This is a genomic window from Streptomyces sp. CAU 1734, from assembly GCF_039888735.1.
Classification (GTDB): domain Bacteria; phylum Actinomycetota; class Actinomycetes; order Streptomycetales; family Streptomycetaceae; genus Streptomyces.
This window is the reverse complement of record NZ_JBDQQP010000018.1, coordinates 16,533-42,192: the sequence shown is the minus strand read 5'-3', so window position 1 is coordinate 42,192 and position 25,660 is coordinate 16,533. Positions and strand designations below refer to the sequence as shown.

General features: G+C 74.0%; 19 protein-coding genes. 7 read left to right on the top strand and 12 right to left on the bottom strand.

What is annotated here, in order from left to right; translation table 11 throughout:
- Nucleotides 1-223: 223 nt before the first annotated feature.
- The 8 genes from AAFN69_RS28990 to AAFN69_RS28955 all read right to left on the bottom strand — a co-directional run bounded on the left by AAFN69_RS28990 (nt 224) and on the right by AAFN69_RS28955 (nt 11,421).
- Nucleotides 224-4,693, bottom strand: a complete 4,470-nt coding sequence (locus AAFN69_RS28990) for an amino acid adenylation domain-containing protein (RefSeq protein ID WP_347731824.1) — start codon at nt 4,691-4,693, stop codon at nt 224-226.
- A complete protein-coding gene (locus AAFN69_RS28985) occupies nt 4,693-6,237 on the bottom strand; it encodes an amino acid adenylation domain-containing protein (RefSeq protein WP_347731823.1) in 1,545 nt (514 codons plus the stop codon). Before AAFN69_RS28985 ends, AAFN69_RS28990 begins: the two co-directional genes overlap by 1 nt.
- Complete coding sequence (locus tag AAFN69_RS28980) at nt 6,234-6,497, bottom strand: acyl carrier protein (RefSeq protein WP_347731822.1); 264 nt, start codon at nt 6,495-6,497, stop codon at nt 6,234-6,236. Before AAFN69_RS28980 ends, AAFN69_RS28985 begins: the two co-directional genes overlap by 4 nt.
- Before the next feature lie 697 nt (nt 6,498-7,194).
- On the bottom strand, nt 7,195-7,662 hold the full coding sequence (locus AAFN69_RS28975; RefSeq protein WP_347731821.1) for a hypothetical protein: 468 nt from the start codon (nt 7,660-7,662) through the stop codon (nt 7,195-7,197).
- A gap of 81 nt (nt 7,663-7,743) precedes the next feature.
- Nucleotides 7,744-8,007, bottom strand: coding sequence for a DUF6225 family protein (locus AAFN69_RS28970; RefSeq protein WP_347731820.1), 264 nt, complete (start codon nt 8,005-8,007; stop codon nt 7,744-7,746).
- A 741-nt stretch (nt 8,008-8,748) separates the two neighbouring features.
- A complete protein-coding gene (locus AAFN69_RS28965) occupies nt 8,749-9,984 on the bottom strand; it encodes an MFS transporter (protein WP_347731819.1) in 1,236 nt (411 codons plus the stop codon).
- 485 nt (nt 9,985-10,469) lie between these two features.
- Entirely contained in the window at nt 10,470-10,868 is a 399-nt protein-coding gene (locus AAFN69_RS28960) for a hypothetical protein (protein WP_347731818.1), read from the bottom strand.
- Nucleotides 10,869-10,950: 82 nt separating this feature from the next.
- Complete coding sequence (locus AAFN69_RS28955; protein WP_347731817.1) at nt 10,951-11,421, bottom strand: spore germination protein GerW family protein; 471 nt, start codon at nt 11,419-11,421, stop codon at nt 10,951-10,953.
- Between the two features lie 651 nt (nt 11,422-12,072).
- Here AAFN69_RS28955 and AAFN69_RS28950 point away from each other — a divergent pair.
- From AAFN69_RS28950 to AAFN69_RS28930, 5 genes are all read left to right on the top strand, one after another.
- Entirely contained in the window at nt 12,073-13,767 is a 1,695-nt protein-coding gene (locus tag AAFN69_RS28950; protein WP_347731816.1) for a VanW family protein, read from the top strand.
- 388 nt (nt 13,768-14,155) lie between these two features.
- Nucleotides 14,156-15,664 carry a DUF6056 family protein gene (locus AAFN69_RS28945; protein ID WP_347731815.1) on the top strand — a complete coding sequence of 503 codons (1,509 nt, stop codon included), beginning with the start codon at nt 14,156-14,158 and terminating at the stop codon, nt 15,662-15,664.
- 69 nt (nt 15,665-15,733) lie between these two features.
- Entirely contained in the window at nt 15,734-16,072 is a 339-nt protein-coding gene (locus AAFN69_RS28940; RefSeq protein WP_347731814.1) for a PadR family transcriptional regulator, read from the top strand.
- Entirely contained in the window at nt 16,069-16,947 is an 879-nt protein-coding gene (locus AAFN69_RS28935; protein WP_347731813.1) for a hypothetical protein, read from the top strand. The genes AAFN69_RS28940 and AAFN69_RS28935 overlap by 4 nt, the downstream gene beginning before the upstream one ends.
- Nucleotides 16,948-17,180: 233 nt before the next feature.
- Complete coding sequence (locus tag AAFN69_RS28930) at nt 17,181-18,098, top strand: DUF4184 family protein (protein WP_347731812.1); 918 nt, start codon at nt 17,181-17,183, stop codon at nt 18,096-18,098.
- A 42-nt stretch (nt 18,099-18,140) separates the two neighbouring features.
- Here AAFN69_RS28930 and AAFN69_RS28925 read toward each other — a convergent pair whose 3' ends face one another.
- Nucleotides 18,141-21,170: a BTAD domain-containing putative transcriptional regulator gene (locus tag AAFN69_RS28925; RefSeq protein WP_347731811.1), complete on the bottom strand. Its 3,030-nt coding sequence runs from the start codon at nt 21,168-21,170 to the stop codon at nt 18,141-18,143.
- Nucleotides 21,171-21,818: 648 nt separating this feature from the next.
- On the opposite strand from AAFN69_RS28925, the gene AAFN69_RS28920 reads away from it, so the two are divergent.
- Nucleotides 21,819-22,352, top strand: coding sequence for a hypothetical protein (locus tag AAFN69_RS28920; protein ID WP_347731810.1), 534 nt, complete (start codon nt 21,819-21,821; stop codon nt 22,350-22,352).
- 337 nt (nt 22,353-22,689) lie between these two features.
- On the opposite strand, the gene AAFN69_RS28915 is transcribed toward AAFN69_RS28920, so the two are convergent.
- The 3 genes from AAFN69_RS28915 to AAFN69_RS28905 all read right to left on the bottom strand — a co-directional run bounded on the left by AAFN69_RS28915 (nt 22,690) and on the right by AAFN69_RS28905 (nt 24,069).
- Nucleotides 22,690-23,046, bottom strand: coding sequence for a hypothetical protein (locus AAFN69_RS28915; RefSeq protein WP_347731809.1), 357 nt, complete (start codon nt 23,044-23,046; stop codon nt 22,690-22,692).
- Between the two features lie 23 nt (nt 23,047-23,069).
- Entirely contained in the window at nt 23,070-23,600 is a 531-nt protein-coding gene (locus AAFN69_RS28910) for a helix-turn-helix domain-containing protein (protein ID WP_347731808.1), read from the bottom strand.
- A 133-nt stretch (nt 23,601-23,733) separates the two neighbouring features.
- The gene (locus AAFN69_RS28905; RefSeq protein WP_347731807.1) at nt 23,734-24,069 is read right to left on the bottom strand and encodes a tetratricopeptide repeat protein; all 336 of its coding nucleotides are present in this window, start codon (nt 24,067-24,069) and stop codon (nt 23,734-23,736) included.
- Between the two features lie 132 nt (nt 24,070-24,201).
- On the opposite strand from AAFN69_RS28905, the gene AAFN69_RS28900 reads away from it, so the two are divergent.
- On the top strand, nt 24,202-25,167 hold the full coding sequence (locus AAFN69_RS28900) for a pirin family protein (RefSeq protein WP_347731806.1): 966 nt from the start codon (nt 24,202-24,204) through the stop codon (nt 25,165-25,167).
- Nucleotides 25,168-25,660 lie beyond the last annotated feature (493 nt).

Here is a 25,660-nt window from a genome sequence, read left to right as displayed (position 1 = left end):
GCGCACCCGCGGCGGGAAGGAGAGGAGCCGCCGTGCCGGGGCGGCGTGAGTCCGCCGCGCACCGGACAGGTCCCTCCGCTCCCACCGGGCGGCGCGCGACACGGGGGTGACGGATCGTCTCCGGACACGGTCCGGCCGGGCCCGGGGATGTCCGGCCGGTCCCCTCACAAGGTGGCGGGATTCCGCCCCTGTACCGGCCGGGCGGTCCGGGACACCGCCCGGCTCAGCCCGACGGTACGGGCCTCCGTGCGGGCAGCGGCAGGAATCCTACCCGGACATGGGCCGCCACATAGCGCGCGAAGAGGGCCTCGTCCACCTCCGGGCAGACGATCCCGGTGCCCCGCAGCGCCTCCCGCGTGGTCGTGGCGTCGAAGACCGCGGCACCGGAGAAGCGGGGCGCGGCGTCGGCCGCCCCGGCCGGCAGCAGGGAGAGCAGGGGATGGGCCGCGTTGGACGCCTCGCGCTCCACCGCCCGCCGCCACTCGCCGAGCGGTACGTCCGTGATGGCGTACCCGAGGGAGCGCAGCAGACCGACCGCGCGGCCGAGGCTCACCGGTCGCCCGGAGGCCAGATGGAAAGTGCGGTTCCGCGCCCGGGGGTTCCGGGAGAGGGCGACCACGGCCCTGCTCACATAGTCGACCGGTACGAGGTCGAACCGCTCGTCCAGGCCGGCCGGGGCCAGCCCGGCCTCCACGCACCCCTTGAGCAGCAGCCAGAAGTAGTCGGAGGTCTGGCACAGTCCGCTGTCGGAGGCTCCGCAGACGCGGGCGGGACGGTGGACCGTCACGCTCAGGCCGCGTTCGCGCGCCCGCTCCAGCAGCATCTCGGCCGCCCATTTGCTCTGCGCGTAGCCGTTGCGCAGGGCGTGGGCCGGGGGAAGCGGGTCCTCCGGGCGGATGGGGCCGCCGCCGGCCGGCCCGTCGGTGTGGACGCCGACGGTCGAGATGTGGTGGAGCGGCACCGAGCCGTGGAGCGCGGCGAGCCGCAGGACCTCGGCCGTGCCGCGCACATTGCCGCCGCGCAACTGCTCGTAGGACCGGGTGAGATTGACCGACGCACCGCAGTGGATGACGGTGTCGGCGCGGCGGGCGAGGCCGTCGAAGTCCTCGGCGGGCACGCCCAGCCCCTCCGCTGCCAGATCGCCGGGCACCGCGATGATCCGGCCGGCGAATCGCTCCTCCCAGAGACCGTAGGCGTCGAGCGCGGCGCGCAGCCGTCTTCCGCCGGCCACGGCATCGGCCGCCCGGACGAGGCAGTGCACGGTGCCGGCGGAGGAGGTGCGCAGCAGCTCGCGCAGGAGGAAGGTGCCCAGAAAACCGGTCCCGCCGGTGAGGAACACCTGCTCGGGGCGGGCGGTCACACCGAGCGGCGCGGGCACCGGCACGATCGACGGGGGCAGTTCGGTGTCCGCGGCCATCTCCGGCGCGGCGGCCGGCCGGGGCCCGTCACCCGTCCCGGTGCCGTCCGCTCCGCTCAGGAGTGCGGACATCCGGCGGATGGTGGGGGCGGCGTAGAAGGAGCCGAGGCTGAGCCGCACACCGTACGCCTGGTGCACCCGGAGCAGCAGCCGCACGACCAGCAGGGAGTCTCCGCCGAGCGAGAAGAAGTCGTCGTCCGCGCCGATCCGGCCCGCGCCCAGCACCTCGCGCCAGATCTCCGCCATCCGGCGCTCCGGGCCGGTGGGGACATGTTCCGGTTGCTGTTCCCGCTCCGGGGCGGGAGCGGCGCGGCCGTACGCGGCGGGCAGCGCGGCCCGGTCCACCTTGCCGCTGGGGGTGAGCGGAAAGGCGGGTACGGCCGTGATCAGGGCCGGTATCAGGGGCTCGGGCAGGGTTCTGCGCAGGGCCCGGCGGAGCTCCGCGGCGTCCGGGGCGGCGGGCCCGGCGGGCCCGGCGGGCCCGGCGGGCCCGGCCGGTATGTAGTGGGCCGCGAGCCGGGTGGTGTGCGGCAGCGAGGTGTCGGCCGTGACGACCGCGTCGGCGACCCCGGGCACGGCTTTGACGGCGGACTCTATCTCGCCGAGCTCGACCCGGTGGCCGCGGACCTTGACCTGGTCATCGCGCCGGCCGAGGAATTCGATGGCACCGCCGGGCAGGAATCGGCCCAGGTCACCGCTGCGGTACAGCCGCGCGCCGGCGGGGGCGAACGGATCCGGGACGAACTTCCGCCGGGTGATGTCCGGCCGGCCCCGGTAGCCGAGGGCGACGCTCTCGCCGCCGATGCAGATCTCCCCCACCGCTCCGGGGGGCACGGGGGCGAGCCGGTCGTCCAGCAGATACACCCGGGCGCCCGGCACCGGGCGCCCGATGTCGGCCCGGTCCGGCCAGTCGGCCGGGTCTCCCGCGAGGGCCCCGGCGGTGACCACATGGGTCTCCGACGGGCCGTACTGATTGTCCAGCACGGCGGCGGCGTTGCGGGTGAAGAACCGTCTGACGGCCGGGGTGACGAAGAGCTGCTCCCCCGCGCTGACCACCTCGCGCAGGGAGGGGCACCCCCGGCCGGCCGGACCGGCCGCGTACTCGGCGAGCTGCTGAAGGGCGACGCAGGGGAGGAAGAGACGTTCCACCCGGCGCTCCCCGATCAGTGCCAGCAGCCGGGCGGGGTCGCGGCGGGTCTCGTCGTCCATCAGGACGAGGGTGCCGCCCGCGGCCCAGGTGCTGAACAGCTCCTGGAAGGCCACATCGAAGCTGAGCGGGGCGAATTGCGCGGTCCGGCGGGGGCCGGGGGCCCGTGCGGAGGACCGGCGTACCTGCCAGTCGGTGAGGGCGGCGAGGGCGCGGTGCGGCATGACCACTCCCTTGGGCAGCCCCGTCGATCCGGAGGTGTAGATCAGATAGGCGGGGTCGTCCCGGTCCGCCGCGGGGAGGACGGCGCCCGGACGCACCGCCGCACCGCCGGGGAGGAGCGCGTCGTCCAGCGGGAGCACCTCGGCGCCCGCGAGGTCCGCGGCCCGCTCCCGGAGGGCGCCGGACGCCGACAGCACCGCCCGGGCGCCGCTGTCGCGGAGCATGAAGGAGATCCGCTCCGCCGGATAGCCGGGGTCCACGGGCACACAGCAGCCGCCCGACCTGAGCACCGCGAGGACCGCGACCGGCAGCTCCGGCGAGCGTTCCAGCAGTATCCCGATCCGGGAGCGGCCGTGCCCGGCCGCCACCAGCCGGGCGGCCAACGCGTCGGCGGCGGCGTCGATTTCGGCATAGCTCAGCCGCACATCCCCGTACTCGACGGCCACCGCCTCCGGTGTGCGGCGGGCGGCCGACGCGAACGCCTCATGGGCGAGGGGCACTCCGGGCGCGAGGGCCGCGCCGCGTGCCCAGGACCCGGTCACCCGGTCCCGGTCCTCGGCCGCGAGCACCGCCAGTTCCGCCACCGCGCGGCCGGGATGTGCCACCGCGTCGGCCAGCAGAACACAGAAACGTTTCGTCAGGAGTTCCGCGCCGGCGGGGGTGAAAAGGTCGGCCGCGTACTCCAGCCGGCCCCGGAAAGTGCCCTGTTCCGGGCTGAGGTGGAGGAAGACATCGAACTTCGCCGTTCCGCCGTGCGGATGGAGCCGTTCGGCGCGCACCCCGGGGAGCGAGAGACCGGGCGCCGGGCCGTCGTCCACCGTCAGCACCACCTGGAAGAGCGGTGTACGCGACGGGGTGCGCGGCACCCCGGCCATCCCCACCAGCCGGGTGTACGGCATGTTCCGGTGTTCCCCGAGCAGCCGGGCGGTCCGTGACGTCCGGGCGACGAGCTCCCGGAAGGACTCCCCCGCGGTCATCCGCGTGCGCAGCGGAAGCACCTCGGCGAGGCAGGCGATCATGGGTTCGGTCTCGATCCCGTCGCGCCGGGAGACCGGTACGCCGAGGATCACGTCCTGTCCGTCGCCGTGTCTGCCGATCAGCGCGGTGACCGCGGCGGCGAGTACGGCGAACGGGGTCACCCGCAGCTCCCGGCAGAGCAGCCGCAGCCGGGAGACGAGCTCCTCGTCCAGGGTGAACCCGGCCACCCCGCCCCGGTGCCCCAGCCGCTCCGGGCGCGGGCGGTCGAGCGGGAAGGCGGATTCCAGGGGCGGATCCGCCAGCGTCTCCCGCCAGTACTCCTCCGTCTCCGCCCGGGGCCGGGCGGCCCGCTGCCGACGTGCGTACGGTCCCGGCTGGAGCGGCACGGGCGGCAGCGCCGGCTCCGGGTCGCCCGCCGCCGCGGCCCGGTACAGACCGCTGAACTCCTCGTCCAGCAGATACAGCGCCCAGCCGTCCACGGCCGCGTGGTGCACGGCGACGGCGAGCACCGCGTCGTGCTCCCCCAGCTCCAGCAGGGTCGCGCGCAGCAGGGGCGGCCGGTCCAGCGGTATCGGGACCGAGACGGCCTCGTACACCGCCCGGTCCAGCTCACCGCTGGTCACCCGCCGTCTGACCAGCGGTACGGGCATGGGCGGCAGCACTTCCTGCACGGGCTCGCCGCCGGACAGCAGCAGTCTGCCGCGCAGGGCCTCGTGCCGGCGCACGACACCGGTGAGCGCGGCCCGGACCGCCCCCGGGTCGAGGGGGCCGCGCAGCCGGTGCACCCAGGACTCCACATACCGCGACACCCCCTCCCCGAGCTGGTCGTTGAGCCAGATTCCCTCCTGTTCCCAGGACATCGGGTGGACCGAGGGCGCGAGTGGGATGCCCGCGTCGTCCGCGGTGTTCGCTGTGGGGCCCATGGCCATCAGAAGCTCCTGTTCATGGCGTGGCCGGAGGCGGCCGGCACGGGCAGCAGCGCCAGCAGCGCCGCCCGGTCCGCCTTTCCGTGCGGGGTGAGAGGGATGCTCCGCTGCGGGGAGATGAAGTGGGGCACAAGGTAGTGGGGCAGCCGCGAGACCAGTTCGCGCCGGAGCAGAGCCGGTCCGAGCTCCCGGTGCCCGGGGGCTCCCGGCGGCTCGGTGGTGTAGAACATGGCCAGCCGGATGCCGCCGCCGTCCTCCGGGGCGTCGTGGAGGGCGGCGACCACGCACTCCCGCACCCCGGGGATCCGCCGGCCCGCCGCCTCGATCTCCTGGGGTTCGACCCGGTGGCCGGCGATCTTCACCTGCCGGTCGGCGCGCCCCCGGAAGTGCAGTACGCCCCGGTGGTCCAGCAGGCCGAGATCCCCGGTCCGGTAGATCCGGGTGGGCGTCCCGGCGACGCTCACCGTGGGGAACTTCTCCGCGGTGAGCCCGGGATCGCCCAGATATCCCAGGGCGAGGCCGTCCCCGGAGAGGCAGATCTCCCCCACCGTGCCGGGACCGGCGGGCTCGTCCCCGCACAGCACATGGACCCCGGTCCGGGAGACGGGCGTGCCGAGGGGGATACCCCGCGGCGCGGCGCAGTCGTCCGGGCCGACGGGGTGGGTGGTGGCGAAGACACAGCTCTCGACCGGACCGTAGGCGTTGAACACCGCCATGTCCGGATGGATGTCCAGGCACCGGCGGACATGGCCGGCGGACATCCGCTCACCGCCGGTGAGCAGTGTCCGCAGTCCGCGCAGGCTCTCCGGGTCCTCCTCCAGGATCAGATGGAGCAGCGAGGTGGTCAGAAAGGCCGCGTCGACCCCCGACTCCCGGATCAGGGAGCGCACCTCGCCCGGCAGCGGATAGTCGCCCTCGGTCATGACACAGCGGCCGCCCGCGACGAGGGTCCCCCACACCTCCAGGGAGAAGGCGTCCCAGGAGACCGGCGCGGCCTGGGCCATCGCCCGGCCGGGCCCGGTCCAGGCCCTGACGTCGCGGGCGAGCCGGGTGGTGGCCCGGTGCGGTGACACCACGGCCTTGGGCACACCGGAGGTTCCCGAGGTGAAGAAGACGGTGGCGGGGTCGTCGCCGGTGACCCGCGGCGGTGCGGTACGGGAGGGGCGCGGCGGTTCGCCGTCCGGGGCCCACGCCGGTACGAGACCGCCGGGCACGGGTCGTCTGGTGATGAAGAGCGGGGGCGCCAGGGTCTCCAGGACGGTGCGCACCCGCTCCGGCGGCCAGCGGTGGTCCAGGGCCGCGTAGCCCGCGCCGCATTTGAGCACCCCGAGGAGGACCGCCACCAGCTCCGCCGACCTCGGCAGATCGACCGGCAGCAGATCGCCGGGCCCCACGCCGAGTTGGCTCAGCCGCGCCGCCCAGCCGTCGGCGGCGGCGTCGAGTTCGGCGTACCGGATCCGCTCATGGCGGGTGACCACGGCGAGGGCACCGGGGGTGGCCGCGGCCTGCCGGGCCACCGCCCCGTGGATCAGCGAGGGATCGTTCATCCCGCGGCCACCCGGGCGAGCACGGCCTCGGCGAACTCCCCCACGGTGTCGCTGTCGAGAAGGAGTTCGGGCGGTGTCACCACACCGGTCGCCTGCTCCACGCGGAGGCAGATGCGCATGGCCTGGAGGGAGGAGCCGCCGTGGGCGTGAAAGCTGTCTCCCGCCGTCAGGGGGCCCGACCGCAGGACACTCTCCACGATCCCGATCACCCGGGCGGTGTCCACGGGACCGGTTGGCTGATGGGATATCTGCTCTGCCACTGTTTCTCTCCAGATGACCTGAATCTTCACCGGACAACACCCCACAAGATGTCACCCGCCTCCGCGGACGGCGGGCTCTCCCCGCCTCGTTCAGCGGCCCTACCCGAAGTGGCGGGGAGGTATCCGCCCCGGATTCTTCTCACTCCGTATGAGAGAAATGCATTTGCCCCGGATGACTCGGCTCAATTCCCGGCACGACGGCGCGACGGCCCGGTCCCGGCGGGGCACGGACGTCCGTGAGGAGCCTCGGCGGGCCGGCGGACGCCCGGCGTCCGGTACAGCGGGCCTCTTGTGCGCCGGCGGCTCTCACCCGTGACGGACCCCGCGCGGGCGGCCGGATGGTCCGGCCGGGCGGTGGTGCGCGGCGCTCTCGTACGGGGTGGGCAGCCGGAACCGGGCCCGCGACGGCGGGGGTGCGCGGCATTGCGGGGCGGGGCGGGCACCCCGTGTGCGAGAGCCCGGAACCGTGCCGGACGGGGACGCGGAGTCCCGGCGGGCTGCCCTCGCGTCGCGTCGGCCGACGGCGTGGGCGCGGCCGGGGGCATTCGCCGGGGCGGCGGCTCGGACCGGCGGATTCCGGTGTCCGCTTCGGCCTGTCGGGCCGTGCGACCGGCGGGCCGGGGTGGTACGCGGAGGTGTGTGACGCCCCGGCCGGACTCGCGGGAGAGCGCCGAATCGGATGCGGGGCCGGGTGGCGTCAGCCGTCGTCCGGGGCCCGCGCGGGTGGCGCGAGCCGGTGCACGCGCAGGGCCTGCTGCCCGGGGCGCCAGCCGCTGCGTTCGACCACCTCCACCGTGTAGCCGAAGCCGCGCAGCGCCTCCGCCACGACTTTCAGCCGGTCCCGCCGGTACTCGGCGGCGCCCGGCGGATCCTGTCGGCCGATCCGCCAGCGGTACTCGGCGTCCGGGACATGGGTGACCTCCACACCGAGTACGGCATGCTCCGGCCAGGTGTCCGGATGAGCCGCCTCCACGGTGCAGAACTCCCCGGTCCAGCGGCCCTGCTGCTGGACCCGCGGAGGTGTCAGTCCGGCCTCCTCCAGCCGCCCGGCGACCTCACGGGCTCCGGCGTAGTAGTCGGATCCCGCGGGCGACGGGTGTCCGGCTTCCGGGGCCGGGCGTATCGGAGAATCGTTCGCTTCGTGCGCGGGACCGTGCGTGACCATGCCTCATAGTGCCTGCGCCCGGCGCGTTCGACCGCCGATTTCCGGACAGGAACCGCACGCGGCCCCGGCGGAACGTGCGGTTCAGGCCGGATCGCAGTGGTATTGACCCGCTTTGTAGTCGGCGAAGAGCGTGTACTCGACGTCGGTCCCGGCCGGGCCCGCCGCCGGATGGTCCTTCTCCACGGGTTCGAGATTGACCAGCGAGTACTCGCTGTACCCGTCGAAGTCCCCGGGGCCGTCAGCGACACCGATGTGGATGGGGGTGTCGTCGGGCAGGCCCGCCAGGGCCTCCCTCAGCCGGCCTGCGGTCCATACCTGCGGAAAGTGGTCGAAAGTGTCAGCCATGGGCAGAGGTTACCCCCAGCGGTGACGGAATCCCGCGCTGCCGCGCCGAGCACCACGACACCTCCACCCGCCGCTCTCCGCCGCCCCGGCGCGGACAGCCGGCACGAGCCGCTCGCGCACCTCCCGAAACGCCCTCCACGGGCGCGGGCGGGCGAGGTTGCGGCCACCGGGCACGTATCCGGGGGACGGCGAAACCCGCCCGGGGCGCGTCAGCACTCTCCCCAGGAGGAAGCCGCCCGGAGCACGGACGGGGACGGCGGCCCGCCCCAGGCCGCCGACCACGCCGCACGCCTCTGTGCGGGTGAGCCGCTGCCCCGAGCCGGCGGCCGGCGCGGACGGCGACGTACGCCTTCAGCACCCTCCACGGGAGCGAGCAGGCCACCGGGCGCGTACCCGAGGGGTGGCAAGTCCCGCCCGAAGCACGGGCGGGGACGGCGTTCCCATGCCATGGCAAGGCACCGATGGCGCCCGGAAGCCCGCACTGGCACTCAAGGACGCCGAACCAAGTCCCGCACCGGGGAGCGAGGACACCAGACCAAGCCCCGCGCCGGCGGGCAACGACGCAAACCCGAGCCCCGCCGGTGAGCGAGGGCACCGAACCGAGCCCCGCCGGTGAGCGAGGACGCCAAACCAAACCCCGCACCGGGGAGCGAGGACGCCAAACCAAGCCCCGCCGGCGATTGAGGCGCGGGGTCCGGGGCAGAGCCCCGCAGGCGCCCGCGCCGCGCGAAGCGCACCGCGTCAGCCGGCCCGCGCACCACCGCCGCCCGCACCACCGCCGCCCCCCACCGGCGGCCTTCGCAGCAGATACAGCCCGACGCTCAGCGCGATGACCGTCACGACGGCCGTGAAGACCAGGCCCGCGTCCCGCAGCCCCAGCCGGAGGCTCAGCGCGCCCACCCCCACCACGGGTACGGCGATTCCGGTGTAGGCGACGACGAAGAAGGCCGACAGGGTCCCGCCGCGGTGCTCACGCGGCGCGGCGTCACCGACCGCCGTCAGACCGGCCCGGAAGGCCATTCCCTGGCCGAATCCGCCGGTCAGCGCGCCGGCCAGCAGCAGCGGCAGCGACTCCGCGAGGAGCGAGCCGCCCACCAGCAGCAGTCCGGCCACCAGGATCAGGCATCCGGCGGGCAGTGCCCGGCGCACCCCGAGGCGTCCGGTCAGCGACTGTCCGAGGGTGGAGGCCAGAAAGGCGGAGAAGGCCACCGCCCCGGAGAGGGCCAGATCGTCGATGTCCAGTGTCTCGGCCACGAAGCTCGGTGCGACGGCGGTGAAGAGCCCGAGCAGCGAGAACCCCGCGAAGGCGGCGACGGCCGCCGAGGGGAAGACTCCGCGCGCCTCCGGCGGCACCCGCATGCCCTGCGGCGGTCCCTGGGGCAGCCGCCGGGGGTGGGCGACGGTCTCCGGGAGCAGCCAGGCCGGGACAGAGGCTGCGGCCACCAGTGCCAGATGCACCGCGAAGGGCAGCCGCAGCGGCTCAGGGGCGTACTCCGCGAGCACTCCGGCCAGCAGGGAGCCACAGCCCAGACCGCCCATGTTCGCGGCGGTGGCCGCGAATCCGGCCCGCCCCGCGCGGCCCGGCGGGGCGAGTTCCATGACGGCGGCGGTCGCGGCGCCGGTGAGCAGTCCGGCCGAGAACCCCGACAGCAGCCGGCCCGCGAAGAGCGCCGGCAGCCCGGCCTCGAAGAGGAAACACAGATCCGCGGCGGCGGCGAGCCCGAGTGCGCAGAGCACGACGGGGCGGCGGCCCACCTGGTCGGAGTAGTTGCCCGCGAGCAGGAGGGAGGCGATGACGCCGACCGCGTACACGGCGAACACCACCGTGACCATGAGTTCGGAGAACCCGATCCGGTCGCGGTAGAGGCCGTAGAGCGGTGTCGGCAGGGTGGTGCCCGCCATGCCCACGGCGAACACCGCCGCCGCCACGAGATATCCGGGGCGGTGACTCCCGGGGTGACGTGCGGCGGCGGCCATACGAGCACGGTACGAGCCGGCCGGCCGGAATCCGCCGCACCGGCCGGTCCCCCGGGCCGCGCCCATCCGTTCGGCCCCTTCCCCGGCGCGGGTCCCTCACCGGACTCCCCGGGTCGTGTCCTCGGAGTCCGGTCCGCCCGGCGGACGGGACTCCGAGAAGAGACTCCCCAGGCCGTTTCTTACGGATCTTGCTGGGGTTCGCGTGCCTCCCCCAGCTACCGCTGGGGGTACCCCCAGGCACCGCGCTCCCCCTGGGCCTGGCGGCCCGGGTGGTGCCCCCACGCCGCGTTGTCGTCAATCACCAATGGCCCCCTATACCCTGCGGGCATGGGTGGGGGTCCCCCCGGCGAAGCCAGGGGGCGTGCCCCCACCGCAGTGGCTCAATCCTCCGCCTTGCGATCCACGGCACCAGACCCTCCCCCTACGCCCGAAGGGCGTGGGAGGTACCCCCACTCACTGATCCAGCCTGATCCGTAAGAAACGGCCTAGGCGCAGATGTTCTTGAAGTCCTTCGCCCCGGGCCTGGCGCGGAAGACGACCTCGTGCCCCGCGTCATCGGTGAAGACCGCCTTCTCCGGGGAGACCAGCGTCATCCGGCCCTGCTGGGAGGGGTTGTCCCAGCCGGCGGGCGGATTGCCCGAGCCGTCGTCCAGGGGTTTCACGGCCTCGAAGTACGTCTCGCCGACGAGGGCTTCCTCGATGCCGCAGTGCGTGCTCAGGGTGAAGGGGATGGTCCGGCCCGACGGGGAGGCCGTGGCGCCGGGCGTCTTCCCGGCCGGCGGCGCGGATCCCGGACGTCCGGCGTCCGACGCGGAACAGCCCGAGAGAATCACCGCGGCGGCCGACACCAGTACGGGAACGGCGTATCCGAATCGCTTGATCATGGCCCTGTGACGTGAGCGGCGCGGGAGCGGTTCCCCCCTCCGGCGCCACCCGGCCGACCACCCGGCCGCGGGCGCCGGCCGCTCAGCGCTTCCGGCGCCGGACGGCGCGGGCCGCGAGGATGAGCCGCAGCGGACCGCCGGGCCGGTTCCGGCGCCCGGCGAGGGCGCCTGCGGCAGTGCCGGCGACGGCACCGACCAGCAGCGCGGCCAGTGGGACGGCGACGGCCCAGGGGTCGCGGATCGGCCGGTACACCGCGCTGCCGCCGCTGATCTCGATGAAGCCGAGCGGCTTGGCCTCCGCGGCGCCGCCCCCGCCGCCGCCCTCGCCGGTACCGGTGCCGCGGGCCTCCCGGCCGGCACCGCCCCCCAGCGCCATCCTGGCCCTGGCGACCGGGATGACGGTCACTCCCCCGCCGGTGACGGGTTCGCCGAAGACCGCGGCCGCCGACGCGCCGCCGCCGAGCCGGCCGGCCAGCCGTTCCAGCATCTCCGTCACCGCCCGGGCGGAGTCGGCCTCCACCTCGCCGCGTGGGGTCTGCTCCGGCTCGTTCATCGCTGTCCTGTCTGGTCGCGGTCGGATCGGACGGTGGTGCGGCGGGCAAACGGGCGCCCGGACGCGCACGGCCGGAGAACCTGCCCCGGGGGTACGCGGCGGCCCGGCCGCGCGAGCGGGACGCCGGCACCCGTGATCACGGCCGCCGGTGCCGGGCTCAGTCTCGCAGGCCCCTCCCGGCGGGGCCAGGGGAAGTCCCCGCGCCCCGGCCCAAGTGCCGTGGCGCGCGCGGGGTGCCACGACCGCCCGCCGGGCGGTATCACGTGATGAACCCCGCGCCGGCGGCCCGGCAGACGGCGCCCCGGTCCGGCACCGGCGGGGCACGGACGGACAGTGTCCGCACGAGTCCGCACCGCGACAGGGGGCCGACGCCTCCGGCCCGGCTCCGCAGCCGCCGGGCCGGGTCTGGCACCGGGCGCACCGCGCAAACCCCGGCGGACTGAGGGAAACGTCTCACCGGACGGCGCCGGCGGCCCGCGCGGCCCGCCGGCCCCCGCATCCCGTGCCCCACCGGGCCTGCGGCTTCCTGTGAATCCCCGAAGCGGCTTCCTCCGGGAAATGCCTTGTATGTACCTTGGTAACGTCCCTCGATTGCCATACCGGCCGGGCCTCGCCCGGCCCTCTCCATGTCGGCCACCTGCTGGGAGTCTCATGCGCCGCCGAATACATCCTGCCGCTGCGACGGGCGGCGCCCTGGTCGTCGGCGTGGGCGCGCTCTATCTCGCCGGACTGCTGCTCACAGCGGACAGGATTCCGGACGGGACCCTGGTGCGCGGGGTGGACATCGGCGGCATGAGCCAGTCCGAGGCCCGGGAGACCCTGGACAGGGAGCTGAAGGATGTCGCCGCGATACCACTGAGGGTGACCGTCGGGGACAGGACCGACCGTGTCGACCCCGCTGCCGCGGGATTCGGTTTCGACGCCGGGGAGACCGCGGCCCGCGCCGTCCGGCCCGCCGGCGACCCCTTCAGCGTGATCGCGGGCCTCTTCGCCTCCGACGGCGGCACGATCGAACCGGTGGTCCGGGCCGACGAGGACAAGACCCGTACCGCCCTCGCGAAGCTCGCCGCGAAGCACGACCGCGAGGTCACCGAGGGCGCCATCACCTTCGACAAGGGCCTGCCGAAGCAGGTGGCCCCGCTGACCGGGCAGAAGCTCGACATCGATGCCTCGGTCGAGGTGCTGAGCTCCTCCTTCCTCGCCGAGCGGCCCGCCCCGGCGGATCTCCCCGTCAAGGAGACGGCACCGCGCATCGGCGCGGCGGAGACGGAACGGGCCATGAACGACTTCGCGCGCCCGGCGATGTCCGGGCCGGTCACCCTCACCACGGGTGACGACCGGATCACGATCAGCCCCGCCGTCCTCGGCGAACATGTGTCGATGCGGCCCGGCAGCGGCGACCGGCTGCTGCCCGAGGTCGACGGCAAGGCCCTGCTCGCCGATCCCGCGCTGGCGGGCTCCTTCGCCGCGGCGGCCAATGAGCCGGTGGACGCCAGGATCCGGCTGAACGGTGAGCGGGTCGAGGTGGTGGCGGAGGGCGAGCCGGGCCGTGAGTTCACCGCGTCCTCGGTGTCCAGGGCCGTACTGCCGCTGCTCACCGAGTCGGGGGCCGCGCGCACCGGCGAGGTGGCCACCAAGAAGACCCAGCCGAAGCTGACCCGGGAGGGCGTCGCCGAGCTGGGGCTGACGGAGAAGGTGTCCTCTTTCACCGCCACCTTCCCGAAGTCCGAGTACCGCACGAAGAACATCGGCCGGGCCGCGGAACTGATCAACGGCTCGCTGGTGCGGCCCGGTGAGACCTGGAGCTTCAACCGCACCGTCGGCGAGCGCACCAAGGCCAATGGATTCGTCGACGGCATCATCATTCTCGACGACAAATACACCAAGGCGGCCGGCGGCGGAGTTTCGACGGTGGCCACCGCGGTCTTCAATGCCATGTTCTTCGCCGGTGTGAAGCCGGTGGAGTACGGGGCCCACTCCTTCTACATCGAGCGCTATCCGGAGGGCCGCGAGGCGACGGTGGCCTGGGGCAGTCTCGATCTCAAGTTCAAGAATGACTCGGGCAAGGCGATCCAGATCCTGGCCGATTCCACGGACACTTCGGTGACGATCACCTTCCTCGGCACCAAGAAGTACGACTCGGTGGAGGCGAGCAAGGGCCCGCGCACCAATGTGAAGGAGCCCGGCACCCGGCCCGGCGCCGCGAAGGACTGCCAGCCGCAGACCCCGCTGGAGGGGTTCGATGTCACGGTGGAGCGCATCTTCACGGTCGACGGCAAGGAAGTGAAGCGGGAGCCCTTCCACACGCGCTACACCCCGCGTGATCGCGTGACCTGCGAAGACTGATCCGAGCACGCGTCTGTGCACTCCGCCCCCTCACCCCGGCCCGGCCGCGGATGAGGGGGCGGAGTGCGTACGGGCACCGGAGCACCGCCCGCTCCGCCCATTGCTCCGATCATCGGCGGACCCGACAGGTGATTTCATCATTCCGCCACCCCTCGGCGAACAGGTGTATTCCCGCTCCAGGGGCACATCCTCCGGGACGGACGGCCGGTGCCGTGGAATCGTGCCCCGTGAACTCATGGCGGGTACGGGGCTTCTTTCCGTATTCGGGGGCCCGGTGTCCCCGGAAACGGTCCGCGAGCGCGGAATTCCCGGTCGCACCGTTCTCGTTCCCGTTCACCGGCGGGTGCCCGGATGACAAGCCGGGCCCGAAGAGAAAGGCGGGCCACCCATGGCCGATGGCGCTCCGGGGACGGTCGTCACGGAGGCACCGCGGGAAGCGGCGCGGTCCGCCGGCGGCGCGGACGGAACGCGGGAGACGGACGGGGAGCGGCGGCGGACCGATCTCCGGATGGCGGCCCTCGCGCTGCTGCCGCTCGGACTGCTCGCCGCGGCCGCGCTGCTCGGCCAGTACGTCAGGCCCGGTGCGGACGACTGGTGCTTCCTGCCGGCCGCGCGGGACCACGGCATCACCGGAATGATCGAGAAGTTCTACTTCGAGGACAACGGGCGGATCGCGAACGCCCTGCTGGTCGGGGCCTACGCGAAGCCCGGTGTCGCGGGACACCAGTGGTTCGCCCCGGTGACCGGCCTGCTCACGCTGGGAATCCTGTGGGCGGTGACCGCTCTCGGGCTCCGCCGGGCGGCGCTGAGGGTCCCGCGCGGCGTCCCGCTGCTCGTGGCGTCCATGGTGACGGCGGTCTTTCTGTTCGCGAGCCCCAACACCTACAAGACGTTCTACTGGCCGGCCTCGGCCGTCTCGCACACCGTGGCCCCGGTACTGGCCTGCACAGCGGTCATTCCGCTGCTGCTGGCCCGGTCACGCCGGCAGCGGACGGCCGCCGCGGCCGCCGCGGCGGCGGCCGGTGTCTGTCTGGCGACCCTCTCGGAGCAGGCATCCGTGGTGGGTGTCGTCGTGCTGTCGGCCGTTCTGCTGCTCGCCGGCCGGATCTTCACCGGCAGGCGGCGAACCCTCGCGCGGTACTGGTGTCTCGCGGGCATCGCGGGGACCGCCGCCGGGACGCTGCTCCTGCTCACCTCGCCGGGTTCCCGGACCCGGCGGGAGCGGTACGGGGCGAACTCCTCGATGTTCGCCCCCGAGTCGCTGGGCGGATCACTGGACGCCTTCGGCCGGATCCTCGGCACTCTCCTCACCTCATGGCACTATCTGGGGGCGGTGGCGGCGGGGGTGCTGCTGGGTCTGATGTGCCGCAGCGGCGGGAGTCGTTCCGCGCCGGTGGTGCTGCGGCACCGGTCGCTGCTCCTGGCCGGCGGGATCCTGGCCTTCCTCGTCTCCGGGTATCTCTGCACCGTCATCGCGTATCCCGTCTTCGGTCCCGGGGTGGCGGTGGTCTCCCGGACCTGGAACGACTACCTGCTGCTGTATGTGGTGGCGCTCACCGGCGGCGGCGCGCTGCTGGGGCGCGCACTGCGCGGGCCGGCCCGGTACACGGGTCCGGCGAGGGCGGCGGCGGTGGCAGTCTGCGCCGTCTGCTGTGCGGGCCTCGCCGTGTCCCTGGGGCATCTGGGCGCGGACATGAGCGAGCGGGCGCGGGCCTGGGACCAGCAGGACCGGTGGCTGCGCGCTCAGGCGGCGGGGGGTGCCCGGGTCCTTCCCTACACACCGCTGTCGGTCGCGGGCATGGGAGAGCCCTTCGGCAAGCACGGGAGCTGGCCGGCCGGCTGTGTGGCCGACCACTACCGCGTCGACAAGGTCACGCACGGGACGCGGCTGCCCTGACGCGCGCCTCGGGAGGTCCACCGCCGGCGGCCGTCACCGCCGCTCCGTTGGACGGAATATTCTGGGGGAATGAGTGAGCGGGCGATGCAGGAACTGGCACTGCTGGTGTTGACGGCCCTCGCGGACGCGCCCCGGCACGGATACGCGATCGCCCAGGAGGTCAAGGGGATCACGGACGGCCGGGTGGTGCCGCGTACCGGAGCGCTGTACGGGGCGCTGGACCGGCTGGTGGCGGAGGGGCTGATCGAGGTCCGGCAGGAAGAGGTGGTGGACGGCCGGGCGCGCCGGGTCTTCGCGCTCGCCCCCGAGGGCCGGGAGCGGCTGGCGCTCGAAACGGAGCGGCTGGCCGCGGCCGTCCTGGAGGCCAGGCGCCGGCTGGGGATCGCCGGCGGCTCGGTGACGGTGTGATCGACCGGCTGCTGCTGCTCTACCCGCCGGGCTACCGGGCCGCGTACGGGGAGGAGATCGCCGACACGTACCGGGAGATGACGGCGGGTCTGGCGCGGGGAACCCGGCTGCGGGAGGGCGCGGATCTGGCCGGCCATGCGCTGCGGGTCCGGCTCGGGCTGGGGTCGGCCGATCCGCTGGGCCGGCTGGTCGCGTCGGCCGCGCCGTTCGCGCTGGCCGCGGCGGCGGTGAATGAGGGTGTCCGGCTCACTCACTGGTCCACGTCGCTGGTCGTCTCGCCGTCCCCGGCGTGGATATCGATGAGGGCTCTCGACGGTCCCGATGTGCTGGGGCTGCTGTTCTCGCTGCTGGTGTGCGCCGGTGCGATCGTCGCGCTGACGGGCCGCTGGGCGGCGGGCGCGGCCGGCGCCGTGTGCGGGATCGCGGGTACGGGGGTGCTCGCGCTCTCCAGTGAGTCGCTGTTCGGGGACCGGCTGGCCGTTCCGGTGGCGGCGCTGCTCACGGTCGCAGTGATTCTCGCCTGCCCGCCCGATCTCCGTCCCGGTGCGGGTGCGTCGGCGGTGGCCGGCGCGATGGCGGGGGCGGCCTGGCTGCCCGCCATCGCCGTGGACGCGGGGGTGGTCGGCGGGGTGAGCACCCACTACGGCGCCTGGCCCCTGCTCGTTCTCGCCCTCACGGGGGTTTTCCTGGCGCTGCGTGCCCGGTCGTGGGGGCTGCGCGAGCTCGGTGTGATGGCGGTGGCCTCCCCGCCGTTCATCGCGCATGCCTACGCCCTGGCCTGGCACGATCCCCGGCCGGTCGCCGCCCTGGTGCTCATGCTGCCGGCCGCGGCGGCGATCACGGCGGCGGCCCGGGCGGTACGCCGCTCGCGCTGACCGGGCCCCGCCCGTGACGGCCGTCCTCCTCCGGGAGGGCGGCCGTCGCCGTACCGCCCGGGCCCGCCGGGAGCCGGGAGGGCCCGCCTGGACATAGTCACTTCAACTGAATAGTCTCTCCAGCGTTCTATAAGGCCGGTGGATCCGGGCTGCCTCGAACGTCCGCGGCGGCCCGCCGCCCGGCTGTTCCGGCGCGCCCCGCCGGCCCGACCCGAGCCAGAGAGCGCCCCGAGATGCCGTTCACCCTGTCCCACCCCGCGGCGGTCATACCGCTGCTGCGCCCCCCGTTCGTACCCGCGGCCCTGATCGCCGGGGCGATGGCACCCGATGTGCCGTACTTCCTCGCGGCCCTCGGCCTGTCGGTGACCTCCCGGACCTGGTACGAGCCGTTCCTCAATGCCACGACGTCGCACTCACCGGCCGGCGCGATCACCGTCACCCTGCCCCTGGCACTCGTTCTGGTCGCCGGACACCGGCTGCTGCGCGGACCGGTGAGCGCGCTGCTCCCCGCCCTCCCGGCACCCGCCCCGCCGCGCGACCCGGCCGTGAGGGCCCGGGCCCGGTACGCGGCGTGGCTGCTGCTCTCCGCGCTGATCGGCATCGCCACCCATATCGTGTGGGACTCCTTTACCCACTCCGGCGGGCAGCTGGTCGACCGGGTGGCGTTCCTCCGCGAACCCGGCCCGGGCGGACCGACCCCGGCCAGGCTGCTCCAGCACCTCAGCACGGCGGCCGGCCTGGTGGTCATCGGCGTCCATCTGCACCGCCGGCGCCGCCGGCCGCGTACTCCCCGGCCCGCCGGCACGGCGCCGCTCACCCCCGTGGTGCGGTGGGGCGCCGCGGCGCTCCTCGTCCTGGCCGCGCTGCTGGGTGCCGCCGCCCACACCCGGGGAATCGACACCTACCGTCAGGTGACGGTCACGGACACCGGCAGCCCGATCGTCCGCGAGTCCGGCGGCGCGGTCACGGAGATCACCTACCCCACCAGGACGGAGAACGCCCCCTGGACCACCGTCGCGGAGGGCATGCTGTCGGACGCGGCCAAGGGCGCGGGGGCCGGTCTCGTCGTCGCCCTGCTGCTGTACGCGGCCCTCTGGCACGGCCACCGGGTGTTCCGCGCCGCCCGGCGGCCGGGACGGAACACGGTCTGACCCGGCCGACCCGGACACCGGCCCCGGGCCCCGGCCGGACCGTCAGCCCTGGGTCCCCCCGGAGGACGGAGCGGGGGACTCCGGGCGTACCCGGGGCGGCTGGACCGGCTGCCCGATGGTGGCGGCGGCCAGTTCCGACAGCGCCCGCTCGGCGTCGTCGACCTCGGCCAGGCCGAGACGGCGGTAGATGGCCACCGACTCCCGCAGACAGAGCATCGCCCGGTCGCGCCGTCCCAGCGCCGCGAGTGCCCGCCCCAGCGTGGTGAGCGCACGTGCCTCGGTACGGACCATGCTGATCTCATGGCTGAGCGCGCGCGCCTGGTCGGCCACGGTGACGGCGGCGGCCGGGTCCCCCTGGATCAGCCGGATCTCGGCGATCCGGTGCAGCAGATTGGCCTCCAGGAAGCGCATTCCGAGGTCACGGCTCAGCTCAAGGCTCCTGCCGTAGCAGTTCATCGCCGCGTCGGTGTCCCCCAGCATCCGCAGTGCGGTGCCCCGGTGGATGAGGGTCTGCGCCTCGCCCATCCGGTCGCCCAGGCGCCGGTAGAGCGCCAGTCCGGTGGCCGTGACCTCCGCCGCCTTCGCCGGCTCGTCCAGCATCACATGGGCGAAGGCGATGCTGCCCAGGGTGTTCGCCTCGCCGGACATGTTGCCGATGACCCGCTGGAATTCCCTGGCCTCGTTCAGCAGTGCCACACTGCGGCTGTTGTGGCCGTCGTGGCTGGCCGCGATCAGCGCTCGCACATTCAGCACTTCGGCGAGGACCACCGGATCGTCGTGCTCCCGGCAGAGCCGCGCGGCCCGTTCGATGTGTCCCGACCCCTCCATGGGCCTGCTCAGCTGCCACAGCGCCCCGCCGAGCAGATAGCGGGCGGCCGCCTCCGCATGCGCCAGGCCCGCGCGCTCCGCCGCGTTGACGACGGCCCGCGCGGGCTCCACCGTGTCGCCCCACGCGTAGGCGCGCTCCAGCAGCGGATCGAGACCGAGCAGGACATCGGCCGCCGGACCCACCAGCGGCGCCCGCCGTGCCGACTGCCGCACCACCTGGAGCACGCTGTCGCGCTCCTGGTCGAACCACGCGTACGCGGCACGCGCGCCGGGGAATTCGACGCCCGCCGCCGAGGTCTCGTCGAGCAGTTCGGCGATGCGGTGGCCGGGCCGGACCACCCGGTAGGCGTTGCCGACGGTGGCCAGCAGAAAGGCGAGCAGACCCCCGAGCGCGCCGTCGGTGCGCTCGGCCGGGTCCGTCCGCGCGCAGAGCTCGCGCGCGAAGAGCCGGAGCAGATCGTGGTAGCGGTAGCGGCCCGACTTCGGGGACTGGAGCAGACCGGCGTGGATCAGATCGTCGAGTACCCGCTCCGCCTCGAACTCGTCCGTTCCGAGCAGCGCGGCGGCGAAGGACAGCGACACCGTCTCCGACTCGGGGAGCGCCAGCAGCCGGAAGGCGCGGGCCTGCCCGGGGTCGAGCTGGTCGTATCCCAGCTGGAAGCAGGCCCGTACATCCAGATCGCCGGTGCGCAGCTGGTCGAGTCTGCGGCGTTCGTCGGAGAGCCGGTCCAGGCAGTCGGCGATGGAGGTGCCGGGGCGGGCGAGAATCCGGCAGGCGACGATACGGACGGCGAGCGGCAGATATCCGCAGGTCGCCATGAGCTCCCGGGCGGCGGCCGGTTCGGCGAGGACCCGCTTCCCGCCGATCACCGAGGTCAGCAGGTCCAGCGCCTCACCGGGCCGGAAGGGATCGAGGTCGACCGGGTGCGCGGAGATCGCGGTCAGCCGCGCCCGGCTGGTGACGATCACCGCACAGCCGGGGTGTCCGGGCAGCAGGGGCTTGATCTGCTCGGCGTCGGCGGCGTTGTCCAGCACGACCAGCATGTGCTGCTCGGCCAGCAGACTGCGGTAGAGCGCGGCCCGCGCGGCGGGCTCCTCGGGCACTCCCGGCTCGGGTACGCCCAGTGCGTGCAGCAGTTGCCCGAGTACCGCGTGGGGCGAGGCGGGATTCTCGGTCACACCCGCGAGATCGACGAAGAGCTGCCCCGCCGGGAAACGGGCCCGCAGCCGGTGCGCGACATGAACGGCCAGCGCGGTCTTGCCGGTGCCGCCGATTCCGGAGACCGCGCAGACCCGGACCGCGGATCCGGCGGATTCGGCGAGATGTCCGGTCAGCTCGGCCACCAATTGGTCCCGGCCGGTGAAATCGCCGGTGTCGGCGGGGAGCTGCGCCGGCACCGGTACGGCCCGGGTCTCCGCCGGCGGGCTCCCGCCCGGCGCGGAGGGGGCGGCGCCGGCCGGTTCGGGCAGCAGCGCGGGATCGGAGCGCAGGATCCGCTCGTACATCTCGAAGAGGCGCGGATCCGGGTCGATGCCCAGCTCGCCGGCGAGTACGGAGCGGGCGTCGCCGAACGCCTCCAGCGCCTCCGCCTGCCGTCCGCACTGGTAGAGCGCGCGCATCAGCAGCAACCGCAAACTCTCCCGCAGCGGATGCTCGGCTATCGCCGCAGTCAGCTCGGTCACGGCCGTCCGCGCGTCGCAGAGTTCGAGGTCGAGCTCGACCCCGGATTCGAGCACACCCAGATACCACTGGGTGAGCCGTTCGCGTGTGGTGTCGGCGAAGGGCCCGGTCAGTCCGGTCAGCGGGACGCCCTGCCGGCGGTCGGCGGCCCGGCGCAGAAGCATCCGGGCGCGGACCGGGTCGCCCCGCCGCCGCGCCTCGCCGGCCGCGGCCACCTCCTGCTCGGCGAGGGTGACATCGAGCGAACCCGGGGGCAGCCGCAGCGCGTACGCGGATCCGGCCGACACCAGGAGGCGGGAGCCGCCGGCTTCGCGGTGCCCCGGTTCCAGCAGGGTGCGTATCCGGGAGACATAGGTGCGGACCGTCGTCGCCGCCGCCCTGGGGCACTGGCCGCCCCACAATCCGTCGATCAACTCCTCGGTGCCGACCGGCTGTCCCCCGGCGAGCAGCAGCATCGCCAGCGCCGTGCGCTGCTGGGGCCCGGCCAGCGGTAGTTCCCCGGTGCCGCGCCAGCCGCGCACGGTGCCGAGGAGAGTGAAGGTGAATCGACCGCTCTCGTTCACGCGACCAAAGCCCTTTCCTTGATCCAGCCAGTAAGTCTGGCACGGCGCCGGAGGTTCGCCGGGCGGGGTGGCCGGTTGCCGACCGCGCGCGAGGGGAGGGGCGGCGGGGAGCGATACGCCGGAACAGATGCTTCCGTAAGGGCTGTTGCGGGGCACCGGCAGGGCCTCGGTGCCGAGAGCCGGCGCGGCCGGGGGCCGGCCGGCTCCGCTCGCGCCCGGCCCGCAGGCGTCCGCCCCTGCACGGAGAACACACCGGCGGCCGGCCGCGCCGCCCCGTCCCCGGCACCGGACCGGACGGGGAAGGAGCCCCCGGCGAGGCCCGACACCGGTGCCCGGTCGCCTGATCAGACGCCTCCCCCAGGGCATTTCGGACGGGCCGGAGGCAGTGATTCCGGGGACCCCGCGAGCCGTGCCCTCCGCCACGGGTCCGGCCCGTGCGAGGGCCGGCGCGCACACCGCTCACGGGCCGGACCCGCCGTCACCGTCCTGACCTGTGATTCAGTGGGTCCGCACAGGGCGGCCGGCCGGGGCCCCGGCCGCGCGCCGGACACCCCGGACGGCGTATCCGACCGGCTGTCGACGCGGGTCCCGGGAGGCGCCGGGAAACATTGACAGATTATTGATCGCGCCTGGGCATAGTCAGGACCCATGGTCCTCAGAAGAACGGCCTCCCGTATGGGCGCGACGGCCGCGGCGGCGCTGGCCGCCGCCGCGCTCAGTACGGTGATCGCGCCCGATGCGACCGCCCGTGCCGCCCAGTCCTCGCCCGCCGGGTCCACGCCGGTCCCCGGTCCGGAACGGCGTTCGAAGCTGCACGAGGACACCCGTACACCCACCCCCGAGACGGCCGGGACGATGAGCGGTACGCCCTCCGGGCCGCCCTGTCCTCCGTCCGGAACCGGCGCGGGCTCGCACGAGCCGGCCGCGGCTCCGGCCGGAACCGGGGCGGTGGCCGAGGAGCGGTCCGCCCGCCGGGATCCGGACGGAACCTGCTGGATCGCCCCCGTCGAATGGCTCCCGGCCACCCGCGCAGGCGAACCTCCGCACCCCACCGCCCTCGGCCCGATGGCCCGGAGGACAACGGGCGGCGGCCGGGAGGCGGAGGGCGCGGACTCCCCCGTCCGCTACCGGAGTCACAGCCATGCCGTACAGAGATGGGACCGGAACACCCACACCCGCTGAGGTGATGGGAGAGCGCTCCCGGCGCGTCACCGCCGAGCGGAACCCCGCTCGGCGGGGTGTGCCCGAACCGGCCCCCGCCCCCGGATCCCCAGTGATCCAGTCCGGTTACGGGCGGCCATCCGGACCGCCGGGCGCCCGGCCGGGCCGGGCAGCGAAATCAGGTGCGCTGCCCGGCCCGGCCGCCGGCGGGTGCCCGTCCTCCCCGCCTCCGTCGGTGCGGGACGGCCCCCACCGCCGCGCGACCGCCGCGCCGGACACCGCGCCGGCGCTGCCCTGCGGACCGCTTTCCTGCCGCTTACCGGCCCCGGGACGACGCCCGACGCGTACCGGCGAGGCGTCAGCCGACCGGGACGGCCTGTTCGATGAGGGCCACGGTGGCACGGGGATCGTCGACCTGGACGACGAGACGGGCATACCGCTCGCCGGTGAGCTCGATCACCACGGCCTTGGCCGCGTCGCGGACGGCCCAGAACACCCGGCCCTCGCGGGTGTGGAAGGTGCCCGCCGTGATGACTCCGGGGAAGTGGGTCCCCGGGGCCCGCACGCCCTTCCGTCCGCGGACGATCCCCGGGTCGGCGGTGGCACCGCGCACATGCGCCAGCGGGACCGTCACCGCGCTCTTGAGCGCCCAGACCCTGTCGAGCCCCTCCATCGTCACGACCAGCCTGTCGCCGTCGATGCTGACCTGCGCCATCTGTGCTCCTTGTGAGTGGTGGATCAGTGCTGGAGGAGACGCCGGACGATCGTTTCGCCCGCCCGCCCGGCGTCGGGCTCACCGGGCGCGGCCGACCGGGCCCGGATACGGAGGCCCAGCAGCAGTGCGGTGAGCGCGGTGGAGATCTCCTGGCCGGCCCCGGTGCCGCCGGCGGCCGCCCGGTCGATCGACCCGAGTGTCCGGTTCACGATCTCGGCGACCTCCGTGTCCTCGGGCGCCCGCTCGACCGTGGCCAGCACCAGGAGATCGAGCCCCGGCCCCCGCGCCGCGAGTCCTTCGCGCAGCGCTTCGGCGGGCCCGGCGGTCTTGGCCATCCGCTCGACGAGCGGGGCCACATCGTGCTCCAGAGCCCGCCGCAGCGCGGCGAGGTAGAGGCCGCGCTTGCTGCCGAACGTCTTGTAGAGGCTGTTGCGGTGCACCCCGAGGTGTGTCACCAGATCATCGATGGAGATCCCGTCGTACGAGCGGCACGCGAACAGCTCCACGGCCGACCGGATCACCTCGGCCTCGTCGAACCCTCTCGGTCGTCCCATGGCACGACCGTACCCCGTTAAGGAACGATCGGTCAAGAACGACCGTTCCTTAACGGGGTACGGTCACCGGCCCGGGAACACGAAAGGGGCGGCCCGCCGTCCGGCGGACCGCCCCTCCGGCGGGACCCGTGGATCACTCCCCCGACATCGCCGCCGCCAGCCGCAGCTGCGGCGCCGCCTCGGCGTGCCGCCCCTGGCGCTCCAGCGTGCGCCCGAGCATCAGCCGGGCGTACTGCTCGACCGGGTCCAGCTCCAGCACGGCCCGCAGCTCCGTCTCCGCGCGGCCCAGCCGGGCGGAGTGGTAGTAGGCCCGGGCGAGCAGCAGCCGCTGGGCGACCTGCCCCGGCTCCTGCTCCACGAGGCCGCGCAGGATCCGCGCCGCCGTCAGGTACTCCTTGGCGTCGAAGAACATCTGCGCGCGCTCCCACCGCTCGGCAGCCGTGCCGAATTCGTAGTAGGTCTCGCTCATGTTCCCTCTCCTCCTCGGAGTCCTGTTCTGTCCGACGACGGGGTCAACCGGGGGGCTCCGTTGAATATTCCACTACCGTTGCGGGGTGTGGGGGCTGACCGGAGCCGCCCGTACAGGAATAGGTTGAGCGTCATGAGCAATCTCGATCGTCAGGCCGTCCCCACCGCATGCGGCGGTCGCGGATTCGTCGTCGCCGAGCCGGTACGCGAACTCCTCAGCCCGCGCCGGGTACAGCTCGGCGAGTCCACCGAAGTCCGCAGACTGCTGCCCAACCTCGGCCGCCGGATGGTCGGGGCGTGGGCCTTCGTCGACCACTACGGCCCGGACGACATCGCCGACGAGCCCGGAATGCAGGTCCCGCCCCACCCCCATATGGGTCTCCAGACCGTGAGCTGGCTCCACGAGGGAGAGGTGCTGCACCGCGACAGCACCGGCAGCCTGGCCACCATCCGCCCGCGCGAGCTGGGCCTGATGACCTCCGGCCGGGCGATCAGCCACTCCGAGGAGAGCCCCCGGCCGCACGCCCGCCTCCTGCACGGCGCCCAGCTCTGGGTGGCCCTCCCCGACGCCCACCGCCATGTGGAGCCCCACTTCCAGCACCACGCGAACCTCCCCGAGGTCACCGCGCCCGGCCTGACCGCCACCGTGATCCTCGGCTCCCTCGACGGCGCCGAGTCCCCCGGCACCGCCTACACCCCCATCGTCGGCGCCGACCTGGCGCTCAGCCGGGGAGCGGAGGTGAGCCTGCCCCTCAACCGGGACTTCGAGTACGCCGTGCTCTCCATGTCGGGCGAGGCGCATGTCGACGGCGTCCCCGTACTGCCCGGCTCGATGCTCTACCTCGGCTGCGGCCGCACCGAACTCCCCCTGCGCGCGGCCTCGGACGCCGGCCTGATGCTCCTGGGCGGCGAACCCTTCGAGGAGGAGCTGATCATGTGGTGGAACTTCATCGGCCGTACGCAGGAGGAGATCGAGGCGGCTCGGAATGACTGGATGACCGGCTCCCGCTTCGGCGAGGTGAGGGGCTACGACGGCGGCCCGCTGGCGGCTCCGCAGCTCCCGCCGGTGCCGCTGAAGGCCCGGGGAAGGGTGCGCTGACCTGCGGGAATACTGTCGGGCCAGCACCTTCGGCCCGGGTCGGCGCGGAGCTGCGGCGCCGGGCCCCCGGGCCCCGGCCGAGGGTGCCCGGGAAGGCCCTGCGGACGGGCCGCCGGGCCGGCGCGACTTTCCCGTCCGTGGGCGCCTTTGGGCACCTCTGGTCATACTCTTGCTGACCTCTTGCTGACTTTGCTGACGATTCGTCAGGTGAAATATCGGCACATGATGGCTGCTCGAAGGGCCAGTCACATGCTTGCTGATGCGACGAGACTTGGACGATGCCGACTTTGAGCCGCGATCGGCGAATGAGCGGGCTCACAGTTGTCCGGAGGCGCCACTACGACGGGCGTGTCGTTGTGGAGAGTCACCAAGGGGCTCCCTTGCGCCCCTTGGCGGCAGTCTCACGTTCCTTCTGATCGTTTTTCCTTCTCCGAGCCTCCGACCGCGTTGGCGGCAGCCGGACCGGCCATCGGCTCACGCTCGGGAGCAGGGC